This is a genomic window from Coriobacteriia bacterium (assembly GCA_034370385.1).
Lineage (GTDB): Bacteria > Actinomycetota > Coriobacteriia > Anaerosomatales > PHET01 > JAXMKZ01.
This window is the reverse complement of record JAXMKZ010000004.1, coordinates 1-18,112: the sequence shown is the minus strand read 5'-3', so window position 1 is coordinate 18,112 and position 18,112 is coordinate 1. Positions and strand designations below refer to the sequence as shown.

Annotated in this window: 20 protein-coding genes; 13 read left to right on the top strand and 7 right to left on the bottom strand. The window is 64.2% G+C overall.

Going from position 1 to position 18,112, the window contains the following annotated elements:
* Positions 1-15 precede the first annotated feature (15 nt).
* From U1E26_00115 to U1E26_00105, 3 genes are all read left to right on the top strand, one after another.
* Positions 16-1,086 (top strand): SPASM domain-containing protein, encoded by a 1,071-nt coding sequence (locus tag U1E26_00115; GenBank protein MDZ4168044.1) that lies wholly within the window; start codon positions 16-18, stop codon positions 1,084-1,086.
* A complete protein-coding gene (locus tag U1E26_00110) occupies positions 1,083-2,285 on the top strand; it encodes an FkbM family methyltransferase (GenBank protein ID MDZ4168043.1) in 1,203 nt (400 codons plus the stop codon). The genes U1E26_00115 and U1E26_00110 overlap by 4 nt, the downstream gene beginning before the upstream one ends.
* Positions 2,286-2,365: 80 nt before the next feature.
* Entirely contained in the window at positions 2,366-3,358 is a 993-nt protein-coding gene (locus U1E26_00105; GenBank protein ID MDZ4168042.1) for a glycosyltransferase, read from the top strand.
* A 55-nt stretch (positions 3,359-3,413) separates the two neighbouring features.
* On the opposite strand, the gene U1E26_00100 is transcribed toward U1E26_00105, so the two are convergent.
* Positions 3,414-4,544 carry a glycosyltransferase family 10 gene (locus U1E26_00100; protein ID MDZ4168041.1) on the bottom strand — a complete coding sequence of 377 codons (1,131 nt, stop codon included), beginning with the start codon at positions 4,542-4,544 and terminating at the stop codon, positions 3,414-3,416.
* A gap of 149 nt (positions 4,545-4,693) precedes the next feature.
* On the opposite strand from U1E26_00100, the gene U1E26_00095 reads away from it, so the two are divergent.
* Entirely contained in the window at positions 4,694-6,025 is a 1,332-nt protein-coding gene (locus tag U1E26_00095; GenBank protein ID MDZ4168040.1) for an oligosaccharide flippase family protein, read from the top strand.
* A 14-nt stretch (positions 6,026-6,039) separates the two neighbouring features.
* Complete coding sequence (locus tag U1E26_00090; protein MDZ4168039.1) at positions 6,040-6,765, top strand: FkbM family methyltransferase; 726 nt, start codon at positions 6,040-6,042, stop codon at positions 6,763-6,765.
* A gap of 17 nt (positions 6,766-6,782) precedes the next feature.
* On the opposite strand, the gene U1E26_00085 is transcribed toward U1E26_00090, so the two are convergent.
* From U1E26_00085 to wecB, 4 genes are all read right to left on the bottom strand, one after another.
* The gene (locus tag U1E26_00085; protein ID MDZ4168038.1) at positions 6,783-7,520 is read right to left on the bottom strand and encodes an FkbM family methyltransferase; all 738 of its coding nucleotides are present in this window, start codon (positions 7,518-7,520) and stop codon (positions 6,783-6,785) included.
* Between the two features lie 73 nt (positions 7,521-7,593).
* Entirely contained in the window at positions 7,594-8,724 is a 1,131-nt protein-coding gene (locus U1E26_00080; protein ID MDZ4168037.1) for a glycosyltransferase, read from the bottom strand.
* A gap of 10 nt (positions 8,725-8,734) precedes the next feature.
* Positions 8,735-9,610 (bottom strand): SDR family oxidoreductase, encoded by an 876-nt coding sequence (locus U1E26_00075; GenBank protein ID MDZ4168036.1) that lies wholly within the window; start codon positions 9,608-9,610, stop codon positions 8,735-8,737.
* Positions 9,607-10,683, bottom strand: coding sequence for a UDP-N-acetylglucosamine 2-epimerase (non-hydrolyzing) (wecB, locus tag U1E26_00070; GenBank protein MDZ4168035.1), 1,077 nt, complete (start codon positions 10,681-10,683; stop codon positions 9,607-9,609). Before wecB ends, U1E26_00075 begins: the two co-directional genes overlap by 4 nt.
* 236 nt (positions 10,684-10,919) lie before the next feature.
* Here wecB and U1E26_00065 point away from each other — a divergent pair, with 236 nt between their 5' ends.
* The 4 genes from U1E26_00065 to U1E26_00050 all read left to right on the top strand — a co-directional run bounded on the left by U1E26_00065 (position 10,920) and on the right by U1E26_00050 (position 13,301).
* Complete coding sequence (locus tag U1E26_00065; GenBank protein ID MDZ4168034.1) at positions 10,920-11,192, top strand: hypothetical protein; 273 nt, start codon at positions 10,920-10,922, stop codon at positions 11,190-11,192.
* On the top strand, positions 11,189-11,716 hold the full coding sequence (locus U1E26_00060; GenBank protein MDZ4168033.1) for a DNA-binding protein: 528 nt from the start codon (positions 11,189-11,191) through the stop codon (positions 11,714-11,716). Before U1E26_00065 ends, U1E26_00060 begins: the two co-directional genes overlap by 4 nt.
* Before the next feature lie 128 nt (positions 11,717-11,844).
* Positions 11,845-12,486 carry a hypothetical protein gene (locus U1E26_00055; protein ID MDZ4168032.1) on the top strand — a complete coding sequence of 214 codons (642 nt, stop codon included), beginning with the start codon at positions 11,845-11,847 and terminating at the stop codon, positions 12,484-12,486.
* The gene (locus U1E26_00050; protein ID MDZ4168031.1) at positions 12,483-13,301 is read left to right on the top strand and encodes a nucleotidyl transferase AbiEii/AbiGii toxin family protein; all 819 of its coding nucleotides are present in this window, start codon (positions 12,483-12,485) and stop codon (positions 13,299-13,301) included. Before U1E26_00055 ends, U1E26_00050 begins: the two co-directional genes overlap by 4 nt.
* Positions 13,302-13,309: 8 nt before the next feature.
* On the opposite strand, the gene U1E26_00045 is transcribed toward U1E26_00050, so the two are convergent.
* Both U1E26_00045 and U1E26_00040 read right to left on the bottom strand, forming a co-directional pair.
* Positions 13,310-14,365, bottom strand: coding sequence for a polysaccharide biosynthesis protein (locus tag U1E26_00045; protein MDZ4168030.1), 1,056 nt, complete (start codon positions 14,363-14,365; stop codon positions 13,310-13,312).
* 86 nt (positions 14,366-14,451) lie between these two features.
* Positions 14,452-15,321 (bottom strand): glycosyltransferase family A protein, encoded by an 870-nt coding sequence (locus U1E26_00040; protein ID MDZ4168029.1) that lies wholly within the window; start codon positions 15,319-15,321, stop codon positions 14,452-14,454.
* 125 nt (positions 15,322-15,446) lie between these two features.
* On the opposite strand from U1E26_00040, the gene U1E26_00035 reads away from it, so the two are divergent.
* The 4 genes from U1E26_00035 to U1E26_00020 form a co-directional block, all read left to right on the top strand.
* A complete protein-coding gene (locus tag U1E26_00035) occupies positions 15,447-16,532 on the top strand; it encodes a glycosyltransferase family 1 protein (protein MDZ4168028.1) in 1,086 nt (361 codons plus the stop codon).
* A 281-nt stretch (positions 16,533-16,813) separates the two neighbouring features.
* The gene (locus U1E26_00030) at positions 16,814-17,284 is read left to right on the top strand and encodes a type II toxin-antitoxin system MqsA family antitoxin (protein ID MDZ4168027.1); all 471 of its coding nucleotides are present in this window, start codon (positions 16,814-16,816) and stop codon (positions 17,282-17,284) included.
* 91 nt (positions 17,285-17,375) lie between these two features.
* Positions 17,376-17,711 (top strand): type II toxin-antitoxin system MqsR family toxin, encoded by a 336-nt coding sequence (locus U1E26_00025; protein ID MDZ4168026.1) that lies wholly within the window; start codon positions 17,376-17,378, stop codon positions 17,709-17,711.
* A 15-nt stretch (positions 17,712-17,726) separates the two neighbouring features.
* A partial coding sequence (locus tag U1E26_00020; protein MDZ4168025.1) for a type II toxin-antitoxin system MqsA family antitoxin occupies positions 17,727-18,112 on the top strand: 386 nt, incomplete at its 3' end.

The window sequence follows — 18,112 nt, the reverse complement described above, 5'->3', positions numbered from 1 at the left end:
CCAAGGAGGCGCCGAGTGTACGACGTCGAGTTCTACATGAAATCACATGACCTTCTCAGGAGCGCTCAGGCTGGGGAGCTGCACGATCCGGTGGCTTTGCGTGATGCCTTGGAGAGCTACCGGAGTCTCGACCCCATCGTGTACAACATAGAGACCACGAACGCCTGCAACATGCGCTGCGCCATGTGCCCGCGGACGACGATGATGACGCGCGATATTGAGACGATGAAGCCCGAACTGTTCGAGAAGCTCGTGGAGCAGCTCAGGCCTTTCCCGGCAGAGACCTGGAGCCGATGGGAGCAGTTCGTCGCGGAGACGTACGGTATTCACCCCGGTGACGTGAGCGAGAACCACTTCTTCCTGCTCATCATCCCGCGGGTCATTCAACTCCACGGCTACGGTGACCCTTTGCTCGATCGAAACATGGCTCACTACGTCAAGCTACTGTCAGATGCCGGGCTTGAGTCGTACTTCAGCTGCAACCCCGCAAACATCGACATGGATCGCACCGTGGAGATGTTCGAGAACGGGCTCGGCTACATCAAGTATTCGATCGAGAGTGTCGACGACGAGCGGCACAAAGCGATTCGCGGAGAGGCATCCGACTTTTCGCGCAGCTACGAGCAGATTCTCCGGTTGCTGGAGCTCAAGCAGGAGCGCGGCTACTCGACCGTCATCGTCATCACGATGCTCGATCTCAACCGGGAGAACCAGCAGGACGACTACCGCAAGCTCGAGGAAGCGTTTCGCGGTCGGGACGTGTACCTCTATCTCAAGAGCGAGGATCAGCAGTGGTATCGCAAGGACTTCCACGGCACGCAATCGGTGCACTGGAGCGAGTGCTGCAAGCACCCGTGGATGTCCATGACGGTGAAGTCGAACGGCGAGGTCTGTATGTGCATGGAGGACTTCGACAACGAGATCGTTCTGGGCGACGCCGGTAGCCAGAGCTTGGCTGACATCTGGAATGGCGATGCATATCGCACGTTTCGTCAGGACCACATCGATGTCACGCGTGGTCTCAAGTGCAGCGAGCGTTGCGACATGTTGATGGTGGGCGAGCGCCTGTCGCCGCGGACGCCATGAGCGCCGACCCGTTGGCCGGACGCAATGAGCGTGCTGCAGGGGCACCCGTTGAGCTTGCCGCTCTGCTTGACCTCGATCCGCGAGAGTGGCGAGTGGCCCTGGACAAGCGCTACCGCGTTCTCGACGAGGTGCTGGCGGGGAATCGCCGCACGGTCGTCTACCCGGCGGCATCCATGGGGAGGAAAGCCGCCGCTCGCTTGTTGAAGATGGGCGTGAAGGTGGTTGCGTTCGGCGACAGTGACCCAACACTGCACGGCGAAGAGATCGACGGGCTGCCGGTGCTTTCGCCGGCGGAGATCGCGACTGTACACACGGACGACGTGGTGCTTGTGGCCAGCGCGATGCACGACTCCGCAATCTGCGAAGACTTGACGGTTCGTGGCCTCGAGGCGGTTGTGCCTATCGGCTATCTGAACCTACGGCTGCCGGATGTGTTCGTGAGCCGCGAATACCAAGGCGCGTTCGATGCGGCGACGAGTGGTGCCAATCGGACGGCTATCGAGGCCGCCTATGCGCTGTTCTCGGACGACGAGTCACGCCGTGTGTTTCTGTCCAAGCTCCGCTACTACCTTAGCCTCGAGAAGGACCTCTTGGACGAGATCGGGTCGGCCGAGACGGTCTACTTCGGGGCGGGCGTCTACGATCTGAGCGCCGATGAAGTCGTGGTTGATGGGGGCGCCTATGTCGGCGACACGCTCGAGTCCTTCTTGCAGTGCTCGTCGGGACAGTTCGACGCGTACTATGCCTTCGAGCCGGACGGCGCGAGCTATGATCGCTTGGCACAGGTCGCCGCGACGGACCCTCAGCGCATCACTGCCGTGCGCGCGGGCCTGGGGCGTCACACGAGCAGCGCGCGTCTCTTGAGCACTGCCGGAGCGGACTCGCGTTTGCTCGGAGACGACGAGCCGGGCGGCGATGAGGTTCCGGTGGTCGGCCTAGACGACTACTTCGCCGGTCGCCCTGCGCCGTCGTTGATCAAGATGGACATCGAAGGCTCGGAGTCGGACGCCCTTCTCGGGGCGGCTGGACTGCTCTCGAGCGCCACGCCCAAACTGGCGGTGTCGGCTTACCACCTCCCCGCTGACCTGTGGACGATTCCCCTGCTCATCAGACGGCTTGCGCCCGGCAGTGACCTATTCTTGCGACACCACAGCCGCGAGATTGACGATACCGTGTGCTACGCCGTGCCCCGCGTCTAGCCGCAGGGGGCGAGTCAGGCGGTTGTGCGACAATGCCGTGCACGTCCGATTCCCGTGCGATGTCTCCGAGGACCAGCAGGTTGAATCCACTGACGATCGTCATTCCGACGTATGAGCGGCCGCAGTTCTTGGCTGATACTCTGGCCAGCATCGAGACTCAAACGCGCAGAGACTTCGATCTCGTGGTGCTCGACAACGGGAGCCTCAGCAGTTACTCGCAGGTGTTGGAGCGATTCTCGTCGTTGGGCATCGAATACATCCGCAACGAAAGCAACATCGGCTCGGGACCGAACCAGACGAAGGCGCGTGAGATATGCTCCCGCACTGAGTTCGGCATGGTCTTTCATGACGACGACATCATGCATCCACGATTGGTGGAGTGGGAACTCGGGTTTCTGGAGGAGCACGCCGACGCGGCGTGGATTGCGGCGGAGTGCCAGGCGTTCGCCGATGGACTGGAGCCGCCCGTCGAGACGTGGAGCGGCGTCGCCGGAGCCGTTGAGCTGCACGTGGAGCGGGCGTCTCTCGTGCGATGGATCATGGACGACACCATGCTTCACTTCGGGTCGACCATGTACAGAAGTTCCGCGCTGTTGAAGGCCGAATCGTACGTCGCGGAACTGGAGAGGTTCCACATCGTCGGGGATCGCCCCTATCTTCTCGAGGTGGCGAAATCGGGAAGCACGGCCCTGATCCGCGAGCCACTGGTCCTCTACCGGCTTCACGCAGCGCAAGACACCCACGATCCCAACTTGACTGACGATCAGGCGATTGCGCTGATGCACTACTACCGTGACGTGCTGCTTGAGGCCCCCATGCCCGGGGATGCGGACCTGCTCGCGCGTCACGCCACCAACTACCTGCTGCACGTGCACTCGGTGACCGCTCGTGAGAACAACGGCTCATTGCGAGAGCTTGTTGCGCGTGAGCGGGCTGATGGTCTGTTCCGCTGGAGATCGCTCAACGGACAGGGTGTCGGGGCCTTGGCGCGGATGATGGGGCTAGGCCGTGCGTTCGAGTCGGCGAGGCCTGCGCTGAGCGCTGTCAGGCGCGTCTTTCAGCCCCGGCGCTAGCCCGAAGGAGCCATTCGGCTCCCCGTGGCCCATCCCGTCGGCTTACGCAGCCGAATCATCTTTCGAAGCATCCGAGCAGCAGGTCGGCGAGCACTTCGACGCAACTCTCCTGTGAGAAGCGAGCGCTCCGCGTAGACGCCAAGAAGTCCCGAGCGGCCGCCAGGTGCTGCTGCGCCCCTTCCCCGGTCATACTCCTCAGGTGCTCTTCTAGCGTGGAGTAGTCAGGGAAGTCGCGGAAGTCGATGTAGGTATCGCGCGGAATATAGTCCGCGATGTCCGGTGCCCCCAGGTACACGGGTATGTTTCCAGCCACGAAGCAGTCGAAGATCTTCTCGGTTATGTAGCCAGGGAATGCCGTGTTCTCGAAGCAGAGCGAGAACTGGTAGCCGCGAAGCACGCGAACCTTGTCGTGCGGCGGAATCTCGCCACGATAGGATCGCCCGATAGCGGTCTGGGTCTCACGATCGGCGCCCGAAGTCGGCTGGTCCCACCCCCTGCCGTACAAGTCGAACCCATCGGAACCACCGAAGTGCCTGATCGCGGTGAGCCGCTCCAGGTAGAGCTCGCTTTGCATCCAGAGATTCTTGCACTGCGCGCTGCGCGCCTGCCATGCGCGGTACCAGCGGCCCGCCGACGGCTTCGGGTGCGCGAGGTCGAAGGCTGGTCGGGGCCACCCGAAGGCTCGCTTGTTGCCGCTGACGACGGCCAGCAGTTTGCGCTCGGTCCATGGGTCGGGCTCGATGGGAGTGAGATCGGAGTAGGGCCACGAGAAGTCATGGAACGCGGCGCTCCCGCTGGCCATGGCTCGTGCGCCCGGGAACAGCACCATGTGGTTGAACCACGACGAGAACTCGGGGAGCCCCTGGTAGAAGCGCCACGCGACGATGGGGGATTCCCCGCTCACACAGACTGCGCCGCGAAGCCCGCGCTCGAAAAGCAGCGTTCTCGTGAACCGCGTGACTTCGTTGCTGAGCACGATTGCTTCGCGCGAGTCGGTACCGCCAGCGAGATACGCATCGGCGGTGACCATCCCGACACCCGACTGCGCAAGGCGCGCCGATAGCGCTGCAATAGCACCGGCACCCGGATACTGGCTCATCAAGGCCGCGTCGAACGCTCGGTTCTCCATGAACTCCGAGTAGTCGATATCGTAGATGACGAGCCTGTCCGCCGGCGCTTGCACCATACTGTCTGACTCCAACCTCGGAAGGCGTCTGGTGTGCTTCTCGATGATATAGTTGGCGAGCCCAAAGCCCGACAGGAAACGCCGTCGTGCGGGCTGCTGTCTCCTCGGCAAGGAGCTTCCTTGAACGTTCTCTTGCGCGGATGTGACTCGTGGGCATAGCTCGCAAGTCAGTCATCGGCTTCGGTGGTCAAGTCTACATGTTGGTCATCGGACTTGCGTCCACGATTCTTGTGGCGCGACTGCTTGGTGCTGAGGGCAAGGGCGTGCTCGCAATCGTCGCGGCCATTCCGTCGTTAGGCCTAGGGGTTGCCTCGTTCGGCCTTGGTCCGGCACTTGGCTTCATGGCGGGTAAGAACCACTACTCTGCCCGAGACCTGGTCACAGCTGCAGTTGTTTGGTCGCTCGTGCTCGGGGCTGTCGTCGGCGCGGTCGTCTGGCTCTTTCGCGATGCGCTCCTGGGGTCGATTCTTCAGGGGCTCACCACGCTGGACCTCGCCGTCGTTGTGATCACCTTGCCCACGTATTACGTGTTCGCGTTTCTGGGCGCGCTTTTCATCGGGCACGGACGTGCGGTGGCCTTCGCCGGCGTTCAGTCCGCGTTCGCAACACTCAATCTGGCCGCAGTCGTGATGGCGAGCTTGCTCGTGCCGGATAGTTCTACGGCCGTGGTCGTTGCGCTGAGCATCGCAAGCACACTGAGCGCCATCCTCTCACTGGCGGTCTACCGCGCGCGCTTCTCGTTCTCGCCACGGCGCATTGTTGAGATCACGAAGGCGGCAACACCGTACGCAGCCAAGGCCTACGCTGGGCAGGCTAGTACGATGTTCTTCCTCAGGGCCGACGTATTCTTCCTCAACTACTACGCCGGCCCCTCGGCCGTCGGCGTCTACAGCGTCGCGACCAACCTCGCCGAGAAACTGTGGCTGCTCAGTAGCCCGGTCGCGAGCGCGGTCTTCAGTTCGATCACCGGAGCCGAGCGCCATGACGCGGTACGGCTCACGACGTTGACCTCACGTGCGCTCCTTGTGCTGAATGCCCTCGCCGGTATCGCCCTGTTCGGGCTTGCCTTCCTGCTCGTACCTACCATCTACGGTGCTGAGTTCACCGATGCCATCTGGTACTTGGGCATCTTGCTGCCGGGCGTGGTCGTCTACGCCGTGTGCCAACCTTATGGTCAGTTCTTCGTCGGCCAACTCGGACGACCCGGCGTGACATCGATCCTCGCCGTGATGATGATGGTGTTCAGCGCGGTACTCTATGTGACGCTCATACCGGTCATGGGACCAGCAGGCGCCGCTTGGGGGTCGACCCTGTCATACAGCAGCGCCCTGCTCGGGTACCTGTGGCTGATGCCGAGGGCGGCAGACGTGACCATTCGCCAGATGCTCGTTCCCACTCGTGAGGATTTCGGACTCTACAGGTCAGTCGCTGCAAAGGTCGTGAAGCGCATCGGGACAAGCGCCCCAAGCGGACAGGAATAGCGAGGTTCAAAGACGTGCGACCGCTGAGAGTAATCAATCGAGTCACCCCGCCCGCGCTTTGGGATCTGGCCAAGAAGCTCTCGGGTCGCAAGGCGGAGGACTCAGTGCCACCGTTCGTCGATGAGTCCGTGGGTTCATTCAGTCAGTTCGGCGAGGACCTCGTGATCGATGCGATTCTCGGAAGCCCCCGGGACGGAGTGTATGTCGACGTAGGCGCTAACGACCCGTCTGAGTTGAGCAACACGCAGCGCTTCTATCGGCGGGGGTGGCGTGGAGTCAACATCGAGCCAAACACCGCGCTGTGCGATGAACTCAAGCGACAGCGGCCGGAGGATGTCAATCTCAACATAGGCATTGCGTCGAAGGTTGGGACGCTGACCTTCTATCTGATGGAACCGGCAACCCTGTCGACCTTCGATCCGGGTGCAGTGAAGGACAATCTTGCGCATCCCGGGGCCCGACTTGCCGAGGAGGTCAGCGTCGCCGTCGAACCGCTGAGTGACGTGTTGGACGAGCATGTGGGCGAGCGGGCGATCGATTTCCTCTCGGTGGACACCGAAGGGCTGGATCTCGCTGTGCTCAAGAGCAACGACTGGGTACGCCATAGGCCTAGACTCGTGCTTGTCGAGGTCGCGTGGAGCGGCAGCGAGATTGTCGAGTACCTTGGTGCGCAGAACTACCCGCTCGTGTGGTCCAACGGCGTGAACGGTATCTTCGCCGACCAGGGTGGCTCGCGGTAGCGGGACCGGGGCCGGGCTCAGTACTTCCTGAACACGCAGTCCACTTGGCTCAGGCGCCACGGTACCCCCGTGGGTCCCTGCTCGATATCGAACAGGTAGCTCGGCGCGAACCCCAGCTCGTGCATCGCCTGAAAGAGCTGGATGTAGTTGCCCTCTGAACGCTCGTGCCTGACGAACGACATCTCCATGATCACGGTGTCGACCATGGTCAGGAACGTCTCGCGTCCTCCAAGCAGCACCTCGTGCTCGACGCCCTCGACGTCGATCTTGACCAGATCGATATGCTTGATTCCGGCGTCGCGTACGAAGTCGTCCATGCGCACGAGCTTGATCGACTCGGTTGCCGATGACTCGATATGCGGGTTGGCTGCGTGGTAGGCCTCGCCGATGTCCATCAGGGAGTTTGCACCGTGCTGCGACGCAAGATGCAGATCCGCTTGTGTAGCCTTGTCGAAGAAGCCGATTTGATGCCCTTTGAACCGGTCAGAGAACCCGGCGTCTTCGATGCGGGCATTCATCTGGGTGAACATCTCGGTTGCCGGCTCGAAACCGTGAACCGTTGCCTTCGGGAACCAGCGAAGGAACGCCAAAGACAGGTTGCCGACGTTGGCACCGACATCGAAGATCGTCTCGATGTCCGGGCTCAGCGAGAGCAACGCGCCGTAGAGGTTCTGCGCATCACGGTGGCGCGACATCCTGACCCGACGCTTGAGCTCGGCGGGAAGGGAGTCTTTGATTCGCTGGGTGAAACTCATGCTGTCTCGTTTCTTGGGATCGTACTGGCGCTGGAAGCAGCATAGCGCCCGCACGGGCAACGGGTAATCCGACTCAGGGGCGAAGAATCGAAGCATAGATGCTGGCGATGCGTGCCGCCACTGCATCCGGAGCGAACCGCTCGCGCGCGTAGCCGTGTAGCGCCGCCGGATCAAACTCGCCGAAGTGGTCGAGCATCCAGCCCAGCCCCTCGGCGAGCGCCTCATCGCTGTCCGCTGCAACGAGCCGCCCGACCTCGGGGGTCACGAACTCCTCTGGCCCGCCGCAGCGCGTCGATACCACGGGACGTCCGCACATGATGGATTCAGCTGCCCAGACCGAGAACGTCTCGTGGGAGCTGCTGAGCACCGCGAAGGCCGAACGGCCCAGCAGCTCCGGGATGCCATCGGGGGGTATGCGTCCCGGGAACTCGACCATGCCTCCCAAGCCCAGTTCTTCGGACAGCTTCATGAGCTCCTCGCGACACTCACCATCGCCTGCGAGGCTTACGATGAAGTCGTCTCGTTCGCGACGCAAAATGTCGGTAGCGCGCAGTAGTGAGTCGAGGTTCTTCGCCGGCCCCATCACGGACACGTGGGCGATGACGTGGGGCGCCTCAAAAACCGTCGGCTGAGCCTGACAATCCGGCACCACATTCGGAATCACAACGGGGTTCTTCGTCAGCCCGAGCTCGACCAGCCGGTCGGCCAAGAAGCGGCTGACGGCGATGTAGGCCGACGCCTCGCGCGCCAGCGGCCGCAGAACCAGCGGCAGCATGCCCGGCGTGCGCACCAACCGCCGCTTCGAGTGGGCTAGATACTCCTCGGAGTGCTCGGTGACCACGAAGGGGATGCCTGTGCTGCGCTTGATGTCACGGGCGATCAACCCCGCGGGCCACAGTGCCTGCACGTGCACGATGTCGGGGTCTCCCCACCCTGCTCGCAGGGCATCGAACGCGAGCTGCCCTGCCTTGCGGTAGCCGAAGTAGCGCTCGTACGCTCCCGACGCGACGATTCCGGCGCGCACGACCGTTGCGCCATCCTCAAGCGATGTGGTCGGTTCGAATGCGACGGCACCGGGCTCAACATGCAAGACCGCGACGTCGAGGCCGGCGTCAGACAGCGCTTGGACCTGCTGCTGAATGAAGATCCCCGCCGTGGGGTTCGTGTCGCTCGGGTACCAGCTGGGGATGACGAGCACGCGCACGGCGGATCGCCTACCCGTACAGCGTGTACTCGGCTGCCAGATCCTCGAGCATCTCGTCCCAGCTCGGTGGCGTCCAGCCGGTTCGCTCGCGGAAGCGGGTGCTGTCGAGCGAGCGGTCGATCACCAACTCCTCGGACGGCGCGATCTCCACCGACCAGCCGAGCTTCCCAGCCAGCTTCGTCAGAAGCGAGTACTTGTCGATCGGCTCAGCTGAGACGTGCCACAGCCCGCTCAGTGAGGCGTCGGGCATGACGATATCGCGGATGACGCGGGTGAGCGCTGCAGTGGTGAGCCCACTGAAGACGGCACGGGTGAAACCCCTGAGCTGCTCGTCGCGATGGGCTGCGAACCAGCCGACGAGCCCGGTCGGCTCACCCGGCTGCCAGCCGATGATCGACGTCCGGAGCGTGACGGTGTTGTCGCGGTCAGTGACTTCGCCCAGGAGCTTTGAGCGACCATACAGGTCGAACGCGTCGGGCACGTCGGCCTCGGTGTAGCCTCCGCGGGTGCCGGCGAACACGCAGTCGGTACTCACGTGCACCATGCGTGCGCCGCGCTTCTCGCATGCTTCGGCGAGGAGGTGCGGCCACAAGCTGTTCACTTCGATCGAGGGCACGGCCGCCTTTGCGTCCCCACGCTGCTTCACGATGCCGACGGCGTTGAGCACGAGGTCGGGGCGCACTGTCTCCACCAGTCGCGCAGGACAGGCCCGGTCGGTCGCGTCGAGGTCAGCGAGGAGGCGCTCGGTGGGGATGCCGAGGTCAGGCAGCGCGCCGGGGTTCCGGCACGCCCCCCACACTTCGAAGTCCGGTGCCAGAACGCGGATCGCCTCGTGGCCGAGCATGCCGCTCGCGCCTACGACGAGGATGCGGGGACTCCCGCTCACGCGATGCCCAGCACGATGCGTGCGACGATGTCGGAGACGTTGTTCGCGAGGTACTCGGCCGGCGGGGTCCACGTGCCGCGGGAGCGCACCGCGAGGTCTATCGCGGGCAGAATCCGCTCAGCCTCGACGCCGGCGAGCAGGTTGCTGCCGCACTCGATGGTCTCGGGGCGCTCGGTCACGTCACGCATGGTGACGGTGGGGACACCGAAGATGCAGCACTCCTCCTGCACGGTGCCGCTGTCGGACAGCACGCAGAACGCCTCCTTCTCGAGGCGCACGAAGTCGAACAACCCCATCGGCGGGACGAACTTGACGGCGCCCTCGGCCACACCGAACGCGGCCATCTTGTCTGCGGTGCGTGGGTGGAGTGAGGCTACCGCCGGCATGCCGTACTTCTCGACCGCGCCGTTGAGAGCGGCCACGAGCGAGGCGAGCCGCGCGGGATCGTCAGTCATCTCCGCACGGTGCGCGGTGACCAGGAAGTACTTGCCGGGCTCGACGCCGAACTCCGTGAATGGATCGGCGGCGTCGACCTGGGGAGCGTAGAAGTCGAGCACCTCCTTGATGGGGTTTCCGGTCACGTAGATGCGCTGGCGCTCGATGCCCTCGCGCACGAGGTTCTCGGCGCTGCGGTACGTGTACGGCATGAGCACGCTGGAGGAGTGGTCGATGACGCGACGGTTGACCTCTTCGGGCACGCGGTCGTCGAAGCAGCGGTTGCCTGCTTCCATGTGACACACGCGGATACCCATGCGCTTGGCGACGAAAGCGGCGAGCCCGGTGTTCGTGTCGCCTAAGATCAGCACAGAGTCGGGCTTCTCGGCGGTGAACAGTTCCTCGGCACGCGCGAGCATCTGACCGATCTGATCGGCGAAGCTACTGCCGCGCACGCCCATGTAGACGTCGGGCTCGCGCACGGCCATCTCGCGGAAGAACATGCCGGAGAGGCGGTCGTCGTAGTTCTGGCCCGTGTGCGCGAGCACGTGTTCGCACGACTGGTCCAGCACGTCGATGACGCGCGACAGGCGGATGATCTCCGGGCGCGTGCCCAGCAGGGTGAGGACCTTGGTCATCAGGGCTCCAAGCCAACGGGTAAGTGCTGCCGCTCAGTATACCGCTGGGGCGCCAGCGGTTGGATTCCGGAAAGAGGGCGGGGGCACGCTGGTGAATGCATGCGTCCGTCGAACAGCGATCCCGATCGGGCTGGGTGCAACACCGATGGAGGAGGGCTCTGTCCGTGGAAGGCAGAAGTTGTCGATTGACAATCTCGTACGACCAGCATACGATCGATGTCGAAAGGTAGTCCGGTTTGCTGCGCAACAGGCATCCCAAGAAGCCGATTGAAGAAGCCCTGCGGTACGCCGAGTCCAAAGGCTGGCGCGTCGAACAGGCGGGTCGTAGTTCCCATGCATGGGGCAGACTGTATTGTCCCCACGACAATCCCGCGTGCCGCTGCGGACAACACTGCGTCACGAGCATCGCATCGACGCCGCGAGTACCCGAGGACCACGCACGCCAGATTCGGCGCAAGGTGGATGGCTGCGCGGCTCCGGCAGACGATGATCAAGGGGACATCGAATGACCAAGTACGAGTTCACTCTGCGCTTCGCACTGCCGTCCAATGAGACCGATCCGGACGATGTCGCAGACCGTCTGTATGGAGGCGGGTGCGACGACGCGCTCGTCGGTATCGGCTGTCCCGGAAGTGTTGCGCTCGACTTCACTCGCGAGTCTGTTTCGGCACACGGCGCCGTTATGAGCGCCGTGTCTGATGTGGTGACCGCGATTCCGGGATCAGCGCTCATAGAAGTCGCGCCAGACATCGTTGGCGTCACGGATATCGCCGACGTGGTGGGCTGTTCGCGGCAGAACATCCGGCAGCTGATGCTTTCGTGCGCGGGTCCGGTTCCCGTTCCGATTCATCAAGGCAAACAGTCCCTGTGGCACTTGGCGGTCGTGTTGGACTGGCTGTCTCGGGAGAAGCAGTATCAGATCGACGCTGAGCTCATGGATCTCGCCGCGACCAGCATGCGCGTCAACCTGGCCGTTGGCTCGCTGCGAGCCGACGCGGGCACCGAGGACGAGCTGCGCGTGTTGTTCGCATAGCGCGACGGTATTCGGCGGCGGATGCGGACCGCTATGTAAACTTGACATGCCATAGCGGCAAGTAGATGCGAAACTCGGCGGCCTCCGAGCACATAGCGCCAATGAGGCAGATATGTTACATTGTCGCCATGAAGTACCATCAGCTTCTCGAAATCATCGGTGGCGACTCCCTGTTCGAGACGGAGCTGTTGCTGGCGGGGGTGCGAGACCCACAGGCGCTTCAGCGCCAGCTGTCACGGTGGGTACGCTCCGAGAAGCTGATCAAGCTCAGGCGGGGATTGTATGTCGTGCCCGCTCCTCACCGTGTACGACCTCCCGACCCGTTCGAGGTGTCCAATCGACTGGTGAGACCCTCGTTCGTGAGCATGGAATCTGCCCTGCATATCTACGAGATGATTCCTGACGTTCCCTTTGGTGTGACTGCGGTGACGACCGGCCGTACGGGAACTCATCGAACGCCAATGGGAACGTACGTCTACCATCACGTCGGACCGACGCGGTTCTGGGGATTCGAGGAGCGCGAGATCGCGCCCGGACGTCGCGCGTACCTGGCTACACCCGAGCGAGCCCTGTTGGATCTGCTCTACCTCAGCCCAGGGTCCGATTCACCGGCCTACCTGCGACAGCTGCGCTTGCAGAACATGGACCGGCTCGACGCTGAGCTGCTGGAGCGGATGACTGAACGGTTCGCTGTCCCCAAGGTGATCAGGGCAGTCGGTACGATTCGAGACATGGCACGCGATGACGCGGATGGGTGGGTGACCCTGTGAAGGATTCGCTGCGGTTCGTGCTGTCTCGCTCGCCGGGCGTGGCACCCCGGCATGTGGTGCGCGAGTTCTTGCAGGTGCGGCTTCTTGAGGCCATGCAGCATGCCGGTGCCCACTCCTACCTGGCGTTTCACGGGGGTACGGCGCTGCGGTTGCTGTATCAGACGCCGCGCTTCTCTGAGGATCTTGACTTCTCATACGAGCCGGCCGATGGGGCCTTTGATTTCTCGACGCTTGGCACCTCGATCGCGCATGACTTGCGGCAGGAGGCGTACGACGTTGAGGTGGCGGTCAAGACCACGACGGTGGTTGAAAAGGGATTCGTGAGGTTCAAGGGAATCCTGCATGAGATGGGCGTATCGCCGCTTCCGGACGAGACAATGCTCATCAAGCTCGAAGTGGACACGAAGCCACCCGCGGGCGCCGTGCTGACAACCACTCGTGTGCCCAGGGATTACGGCCCCCCGGTGCGCGTCTCGCACCACGACAGGGCGACTCTGCTCGCGGGGAAGGTAGCGGCGGTGCTGACCCGGGAGTGGGTCAAGGGACGCGATGTCTATGATCTGGTCTGGTACGCAACCAACACCGAGTGGCCCTCGCCCAATCTGGCCTATCTGCAGGCCTCGGTACGTCAGAGTGGATGGGCTGGGCCGGTTGTGACCGAAGCCAACTGGCGGTCCTTGGCGTGGAAGAGGCTGTCCGAGGACGCTGATTGGCGAGAGGTGCGTCGCGATGTAGAGCGCTTTGTGCAGCGCGCGGGCGACGTGGAGCTCGTGACGCCGGAGGCCGTCGGTGAGGCGCTGATGAGCGGCGCGTGAGCTGGGGTCTACGCCTCCAGGTAGCCTGCGCCGATGACGTCCGGGATGCGCTCCTCGAGGAAGACGGCCAACTCCTGCGGCGCCATCAGCGCGTGCTCGGAGCTGTAGTCGCCCGAGAGCGCAGGCTCGTCCACCGGACCGGCAAGCTCGGGCAGCATCGGGCGCAGTGCGAAGTAGCCCTCGTGGCCGGCGATTGTGCGCGTGGCCTCTTCCTCGGAGAGCAGGATCTCGTGGATCTTCTCGCCAGGGCGGATTCCCGTGATCACCATCTCGATGTCGCGGTCGCCGATCAGGTATGACGCCAGGTCGGTCATCTTCGCGCTGGGGCACTGGGGGATGTAGGTCTCGCCCGGGGCCGCCGAGCGGACGGCCGCGAAGATGGTGTCGACGGCGTCCTCGAGTGTCAGTAGGAACCGCGTCATGTCCGCCGTCGTGATGGTGACGGGCCCGCCAGCTGCGATCTGGTCGAGGAACAGCGGCACAACCGAGCCCCGCGAGGCCAAGACGTTGCCGTAGCGAGCGCAGATGAAGCGGGTCTTGGGGGCGCGGACGTTGCCGTTGATGTAGACGCGCTCCTGAATCGCCTTGGTCATGCCCATGACGTTGACGGGCTTGCACGCCTTGTCGGTGGTGATGCCCATGACGGTCTCGATGGGAAGGTCGAACTCCGAGATAGCGCGCACGAGGTTTTCCGCACCCTCGATGTTGGTACGGACGGCTTCCCACGGGAAGTACTCGCACGACGGCACCTGCTTGAGTGCCGCGGCGGCGAAGACGATGTCCGCATCCCGGGCGGCGCGCACCACGCTGGCGTAGTCGCGCACATCACCGATCATGAACCGCAGCCGCTGCTTGGCGTTCTCGAAGATGACTTCGTCGGTGGCCGCGTGCTTGTGCATGAACTCGAGGCGCATGTAGTGCTGCTTGGCCTCGTCGCGGGAGAACACCGTCACGCTCTCGGGCGTTCCCTCAGCGCCGGACATGAGCCGACGTGTCAGCACCTGGCCGAGTGATCCGGTGCCTCCGGTGACGAGAATGCGCTTGCCTTCGAACAGTCCGGGCATGTGTGGTGCCTCTCAAGTCGGGGCTGAAGCGGATACAGGATACTGCGCGGGCGGCCAGAAGCGGTAGCGGGGGGTTGCCCTGCTGCCTAGTCTCGGCGCGAGCTCACCGGCTTGCGCCCTCGCAGCCGGTCGATCAACCGCGTGGACCTGTCCGCGCCGAGTGTAGCGTTGAGCACCTTGCGCGCGCGAATCACTCGCTTGAAGCGGGTTACCGCGCGTCGCGCAGCCGCCAGGTCCGCGCCTTCGAGCAGCCCCGACGCGACGAGGCGCTCGACGGCGATGAGGTCGGCCTCGCGCATGCGAATCGCGTCGGCCGACTTCTGCACAGAGTTGCGACGGTGGACCGAGAGCGGTTGGTCGAGGTAGTGGTGGGCGTAGCCGTGCGCCATGCCGAACAGCCAGAACGGGTAATCCTCGGCATAGATGCCCTCTTGGAAGCCGCCCTGTGCCTCCCAGACTCCTCGCCGATACGTCGCGCCGATGCCGTAGAAGCACTCGCGCAGCAGCTCTTCGATTGTGCAGCCCGAGGGGTCCTTCCATCGCGTGTTCGAGCGAGATTCCACGCGTGTGCCGTCCTCGTACTCGAAGTAGCCGCCGGAGGAGAAGACGCCGGCCTCAGGATGGTCGGCGGTGGCCGCAGCGTAGGCAGCGAGGTGGTCGGGCAGGAGGAGGTCGTCCGCTGAGAGCAACACGAGCAGGTCGGCCGAGGCGTTGCGGACCGCGGTGTTGTACGCACCTCCCGTACCACGATTCTCCTGCGAGACCACCCGGATACGCTCGTCGGTGCGCGCCAGCTCGTGCGCAAGCTCGAGAGTGCCGTCGGTCGAGCCGTCGTTGCAGATGACCAGCTCCCACGCGGTGAAGGTCTGAGCCTGGACCGAGGCGACCGTCTCGGCGAGTGTCTCCACGGCGTTGTAGGCGGGGATGGTGACTGAGAACCTGGGCTGGAGGGTCATCGAGGCCTTTCGAGACGTTCTTGGTGCGCCGACAGCGCGCGGTTCATACTGTCGTGCAGGTTACACGGCGACTCAGTGCTAATCTAGCGCCGCTTGCATGTGCCGTATCGTGAGTTCGGAGCCCGATGCGCGTCCTGCTCGACTGTCGCATGGCCACGTGGACCGGGGTCGGTCGCTACTCGACCGGGCTCGTTCGCGCGCTGGCGCTGCGCGACGACCTCGACCTCGTGTGCGTTATGGCGACGGGAGAGGACTCGCCTGCACCGGGGCTTCATGCGGTCGCCGCCGAAGCAGGTCCATTCTCGCCGCGAGGAATGGCGGAGCTGGGGCGCATCGTCAAGCATGTGGCCCCCGACGTCACGCACTGCCTGCACTTTCCCACGCCGCTGCCAGCCCGGCATCCACTGGTCGTGACGCTTCACGATCTGACGCCACTCCTCGTCGACGGCAGCATGCCATCGCCGTGGCGGCGCGTGGTCTATCGCGCGTTCAACCGGAGGGCTGCTGGAGTGGCGGACGCGATCGTGTGTCCATCCACTCACACCTGCGCCGATGTCGAGCGGTTGCTGCCGGCTGCTCGAGGCAAGACGAACGCCGTGCTGCTCTCAGCCGACGATTTCGCCTCCGGCCCCGTGGCGACCCTTGGCGGCACGCTCGCTGAGGCGACCCGCGCGCCCTACCTGTTGTCGATGGGCTCGACCAAGCCGCACAAAGACCTGCCGACGCTCCTGCGCGCGTTCGCCCGTCTGGAGGCGGCGCATCCGGAACTGCAGCTTCTGCTCGTCGGCGCCGACGCTCCCGGATTCATCGCCGCGACGCTGCCGGACGAGCCGGCTGCAGTGCGCTCGCGTATCGCCTTCACCGGTCGCGTGACCGACGCCGAGCTCCGCGCGCTGTACGCCGGCGCCCGCGCGTTCGCCTTCCCCTCGCGTTACGAGGGCTTCGGCCTGCCGCCGCTCGAGGCGATGGCGCTGGGCGCACCCGTCGTGGTGGCCCACGCGGCATCGTTGCCCGAGGTCGTGGGGGAGGCCGCGCTGCTGCACCCCGCAGGCGACGACCTGGCGCTGGCAACCGCGCTCGAGCGCGTTCTCGCCGACGACGAACTGCGCGAACGCCTCATCGCCGCCGGACGCGCGCGCGCCGCCGAGCTCACCTGGGACGCCGCCGCCCGGGCGACGATCGACGTCTATCGCTCGGTCGTGCGCGGGTAGGGCTGAGCGCGACGACCGCTTGACGCGAAAACCAATCCAAAGTAGTATTTCGCTTTGCGAGCCCCTCTCGCACGATGAGAGGGGAGCAGTTTGTCTGCAGGCGGGTCCATTGAGAAGTCCGAGCCGCACTACGACTTGCGCGTGGTGAAGGCGGCGTGTACCGACCGGTAACCTGCCACGGGCGTCTCTACGTCAAGTTCACGTACGACGCAGAGATCGAGGGCTTCCTGGTCCTCTCGTTCTGCGGCGACGGCGAGGCGCATTAGGAGGCAAGCGGGCCGATGGCACAACAGGAACAACTCACCCGATGCCCGGTATGTGGCGGTATCGGCATCGAGCTCACAGACCGACCCCTCGACTTAAGTCCCGAGGGCGAAGAGCCGACGATGGTCTCACCAGGCTTCATGTACCGCCACTGCACCTTATGCGGCGAAGACATACTGCCGGGGTCGCGGTGCGACGAGCTCGATCGGATGGCCGTCGCAATCGAGCAGGAGCGCGACGGGCTGCTGGCGGCTGCCGAAATCCGCGAGGCGCGGCTGGCCCTGGGTGTCACGCAGGCGGACCTCGGGCGGCTCTTGGGAGTCACATCCGCTGCGGTCGGCCGCTGGGAGTCCGGGCTCGTGCGCCAGAACCGCACCGCTGACACGCTGCTCCGGCTCCTCGCCGCGCACCCCGAACTCGTTGCCGAGACCGGCTTCATCGCCGCCGAGGGCCGCGGGCCGTACGGCCGCAAAGCGGGCGAGGAGTAGGGCGCCTCGCGACCTGCGCCTTGACTCCAAATAGTACCCGAGGTACTATTTCGCCGAGCGAGCCCCTCTCGCTCCAAGAGAGGGGACAGGTGTGCCGTCGGACGAGTCCATCGAGAAGAGCGAGCCGCACTACGATCTGTGCGCGGTGAAGGCAGCGTTCGCAAACGGCGAGTATCGGTTCACCGGGAGAGTCGACCAGCACCTTCGCCTCAAGGGTTGGACGGATGCCGACGTCATTGATGTCATCTTCGGATTGGCGTGCGGCGACTTCCACAAGTCCCAAGCGCACCGGCAGAGGCCGAATGCATGGCTGGACATCTATCGGCCGAGACGCTCATCGGGGCGGCTTTACGTGAAGTTCACTGAGGGGCACGAGGGCACAGGGTTCGTTGTGATGTCCTTCTGCCGTGACGGCGATGCGCACTAGGAGGAGGCAGTGGGCATGACAGAAGACCCGAGGACGTGCCCCATCTGTGGTGCTCTGGGCATCGAGCTCACCGATCGCCCCATCGACCTCGGTCCGGAGGGCGAAGAGCCGACCATGGTCGCGCCGGGCTTCATGTACGAACACTGCACGATCTGCGGCGAAAGCCTGCTGCCGGGGACTCGTTCGGATGAGCTGTTCCGCCAGGCGGTCGCAATCGAGCAGGCGCGCGACGGGCTGCTGCTGGCGGCTCAGATTCGCGAGGCCCGGCTAGCGCTTGCGCTCACGCAGTCGGATCTCGCACGCTTGCTGGGAGTCACCACGAAGGCCGTCGGCCGCTGGGAGTCGGGGCTCGTGCGCCAGAACCGCACCGCCGACACGCTGCTCCGGCTCCTCGCCGCGCA

What these genes read in the sequence shown, in the direction of transcription:
- wecB (MDZ4168035.1), bottom strand. Translation starts at nt 10,683, where the DNA reads ATGACCAAGGTCCTCACCCTGCTGGGCACGCGCCCGGAGATCATCCGC.
- U1E26_00040 (MDZ4168029.1), bottom strand. Translation starts at nt 15,321, where the DNA reads ATGACCCTCCAGCCCAGGTTCTCAGTCACCATCCCCGCCTACAACGCC.
- U1E26_00100 (MDZ4168041.1), bottom strand. Translation starts at nt 4,544, where the DNA reads ATGGTGCAAGCGCCGGCGGACAGGCTCGTCATCTACGATATCGACTAC.
- U1E26_00110 (MDZ4168043.1), top strand. Translation starts at nt 1,083, where the DNA reads ATGAGCGCCGACCCGTTGGCCGGACGCAATGAGCGTGCTGCAGGGGCA.
- U1E26_00030 (MDZ4168027.1), top strand. Translation starts at nt 16,814, where the DNA reads ATGGCACAACAGGAACAACTCACCCGATGCCCGGTATGTGGCGGTATC.
- U1E26_00035 (MDZ4168028.1), top strand. Translation starts at nt 15,447, where the DNA reads ATGCGCGTCCTGCTCGACTGTCGCATGGCCACGTGGACCGGGGTCGGT.
- U1E26_00045 (MDZ4168030.1), bottom strand. Translation starts at nt 14,365, where the DNA reads ATGCCCGGACTGTTCGAAGGCAAGCGCATTCTCGTCACCGGAGGCACC.
- U1E26_00055 (MDZ4168032.1), top strand. Translation starts at nt 11,845, where the DNA reads ATGAAGTACCATCAGCTTCTCGAAATCATCGGTGGCGACTCCCTGTTC.
- U1E26_00085 (MDZ4168038.1), bottom strand. Translation starts at nt 7,520, where the DNA reads ATGAGTTTCACCCAGCGAATCAAAGACTCCCTTCCCGCCGAGCTCAAG.
- U1E26_00060 (MDZ4168033.1), top strand. Translation starts at nt 11,189, where the DNA reads ATGACCAAGTACGAGTTCACTCTGCGCTTCGCACTGCCGTCCAATGAG.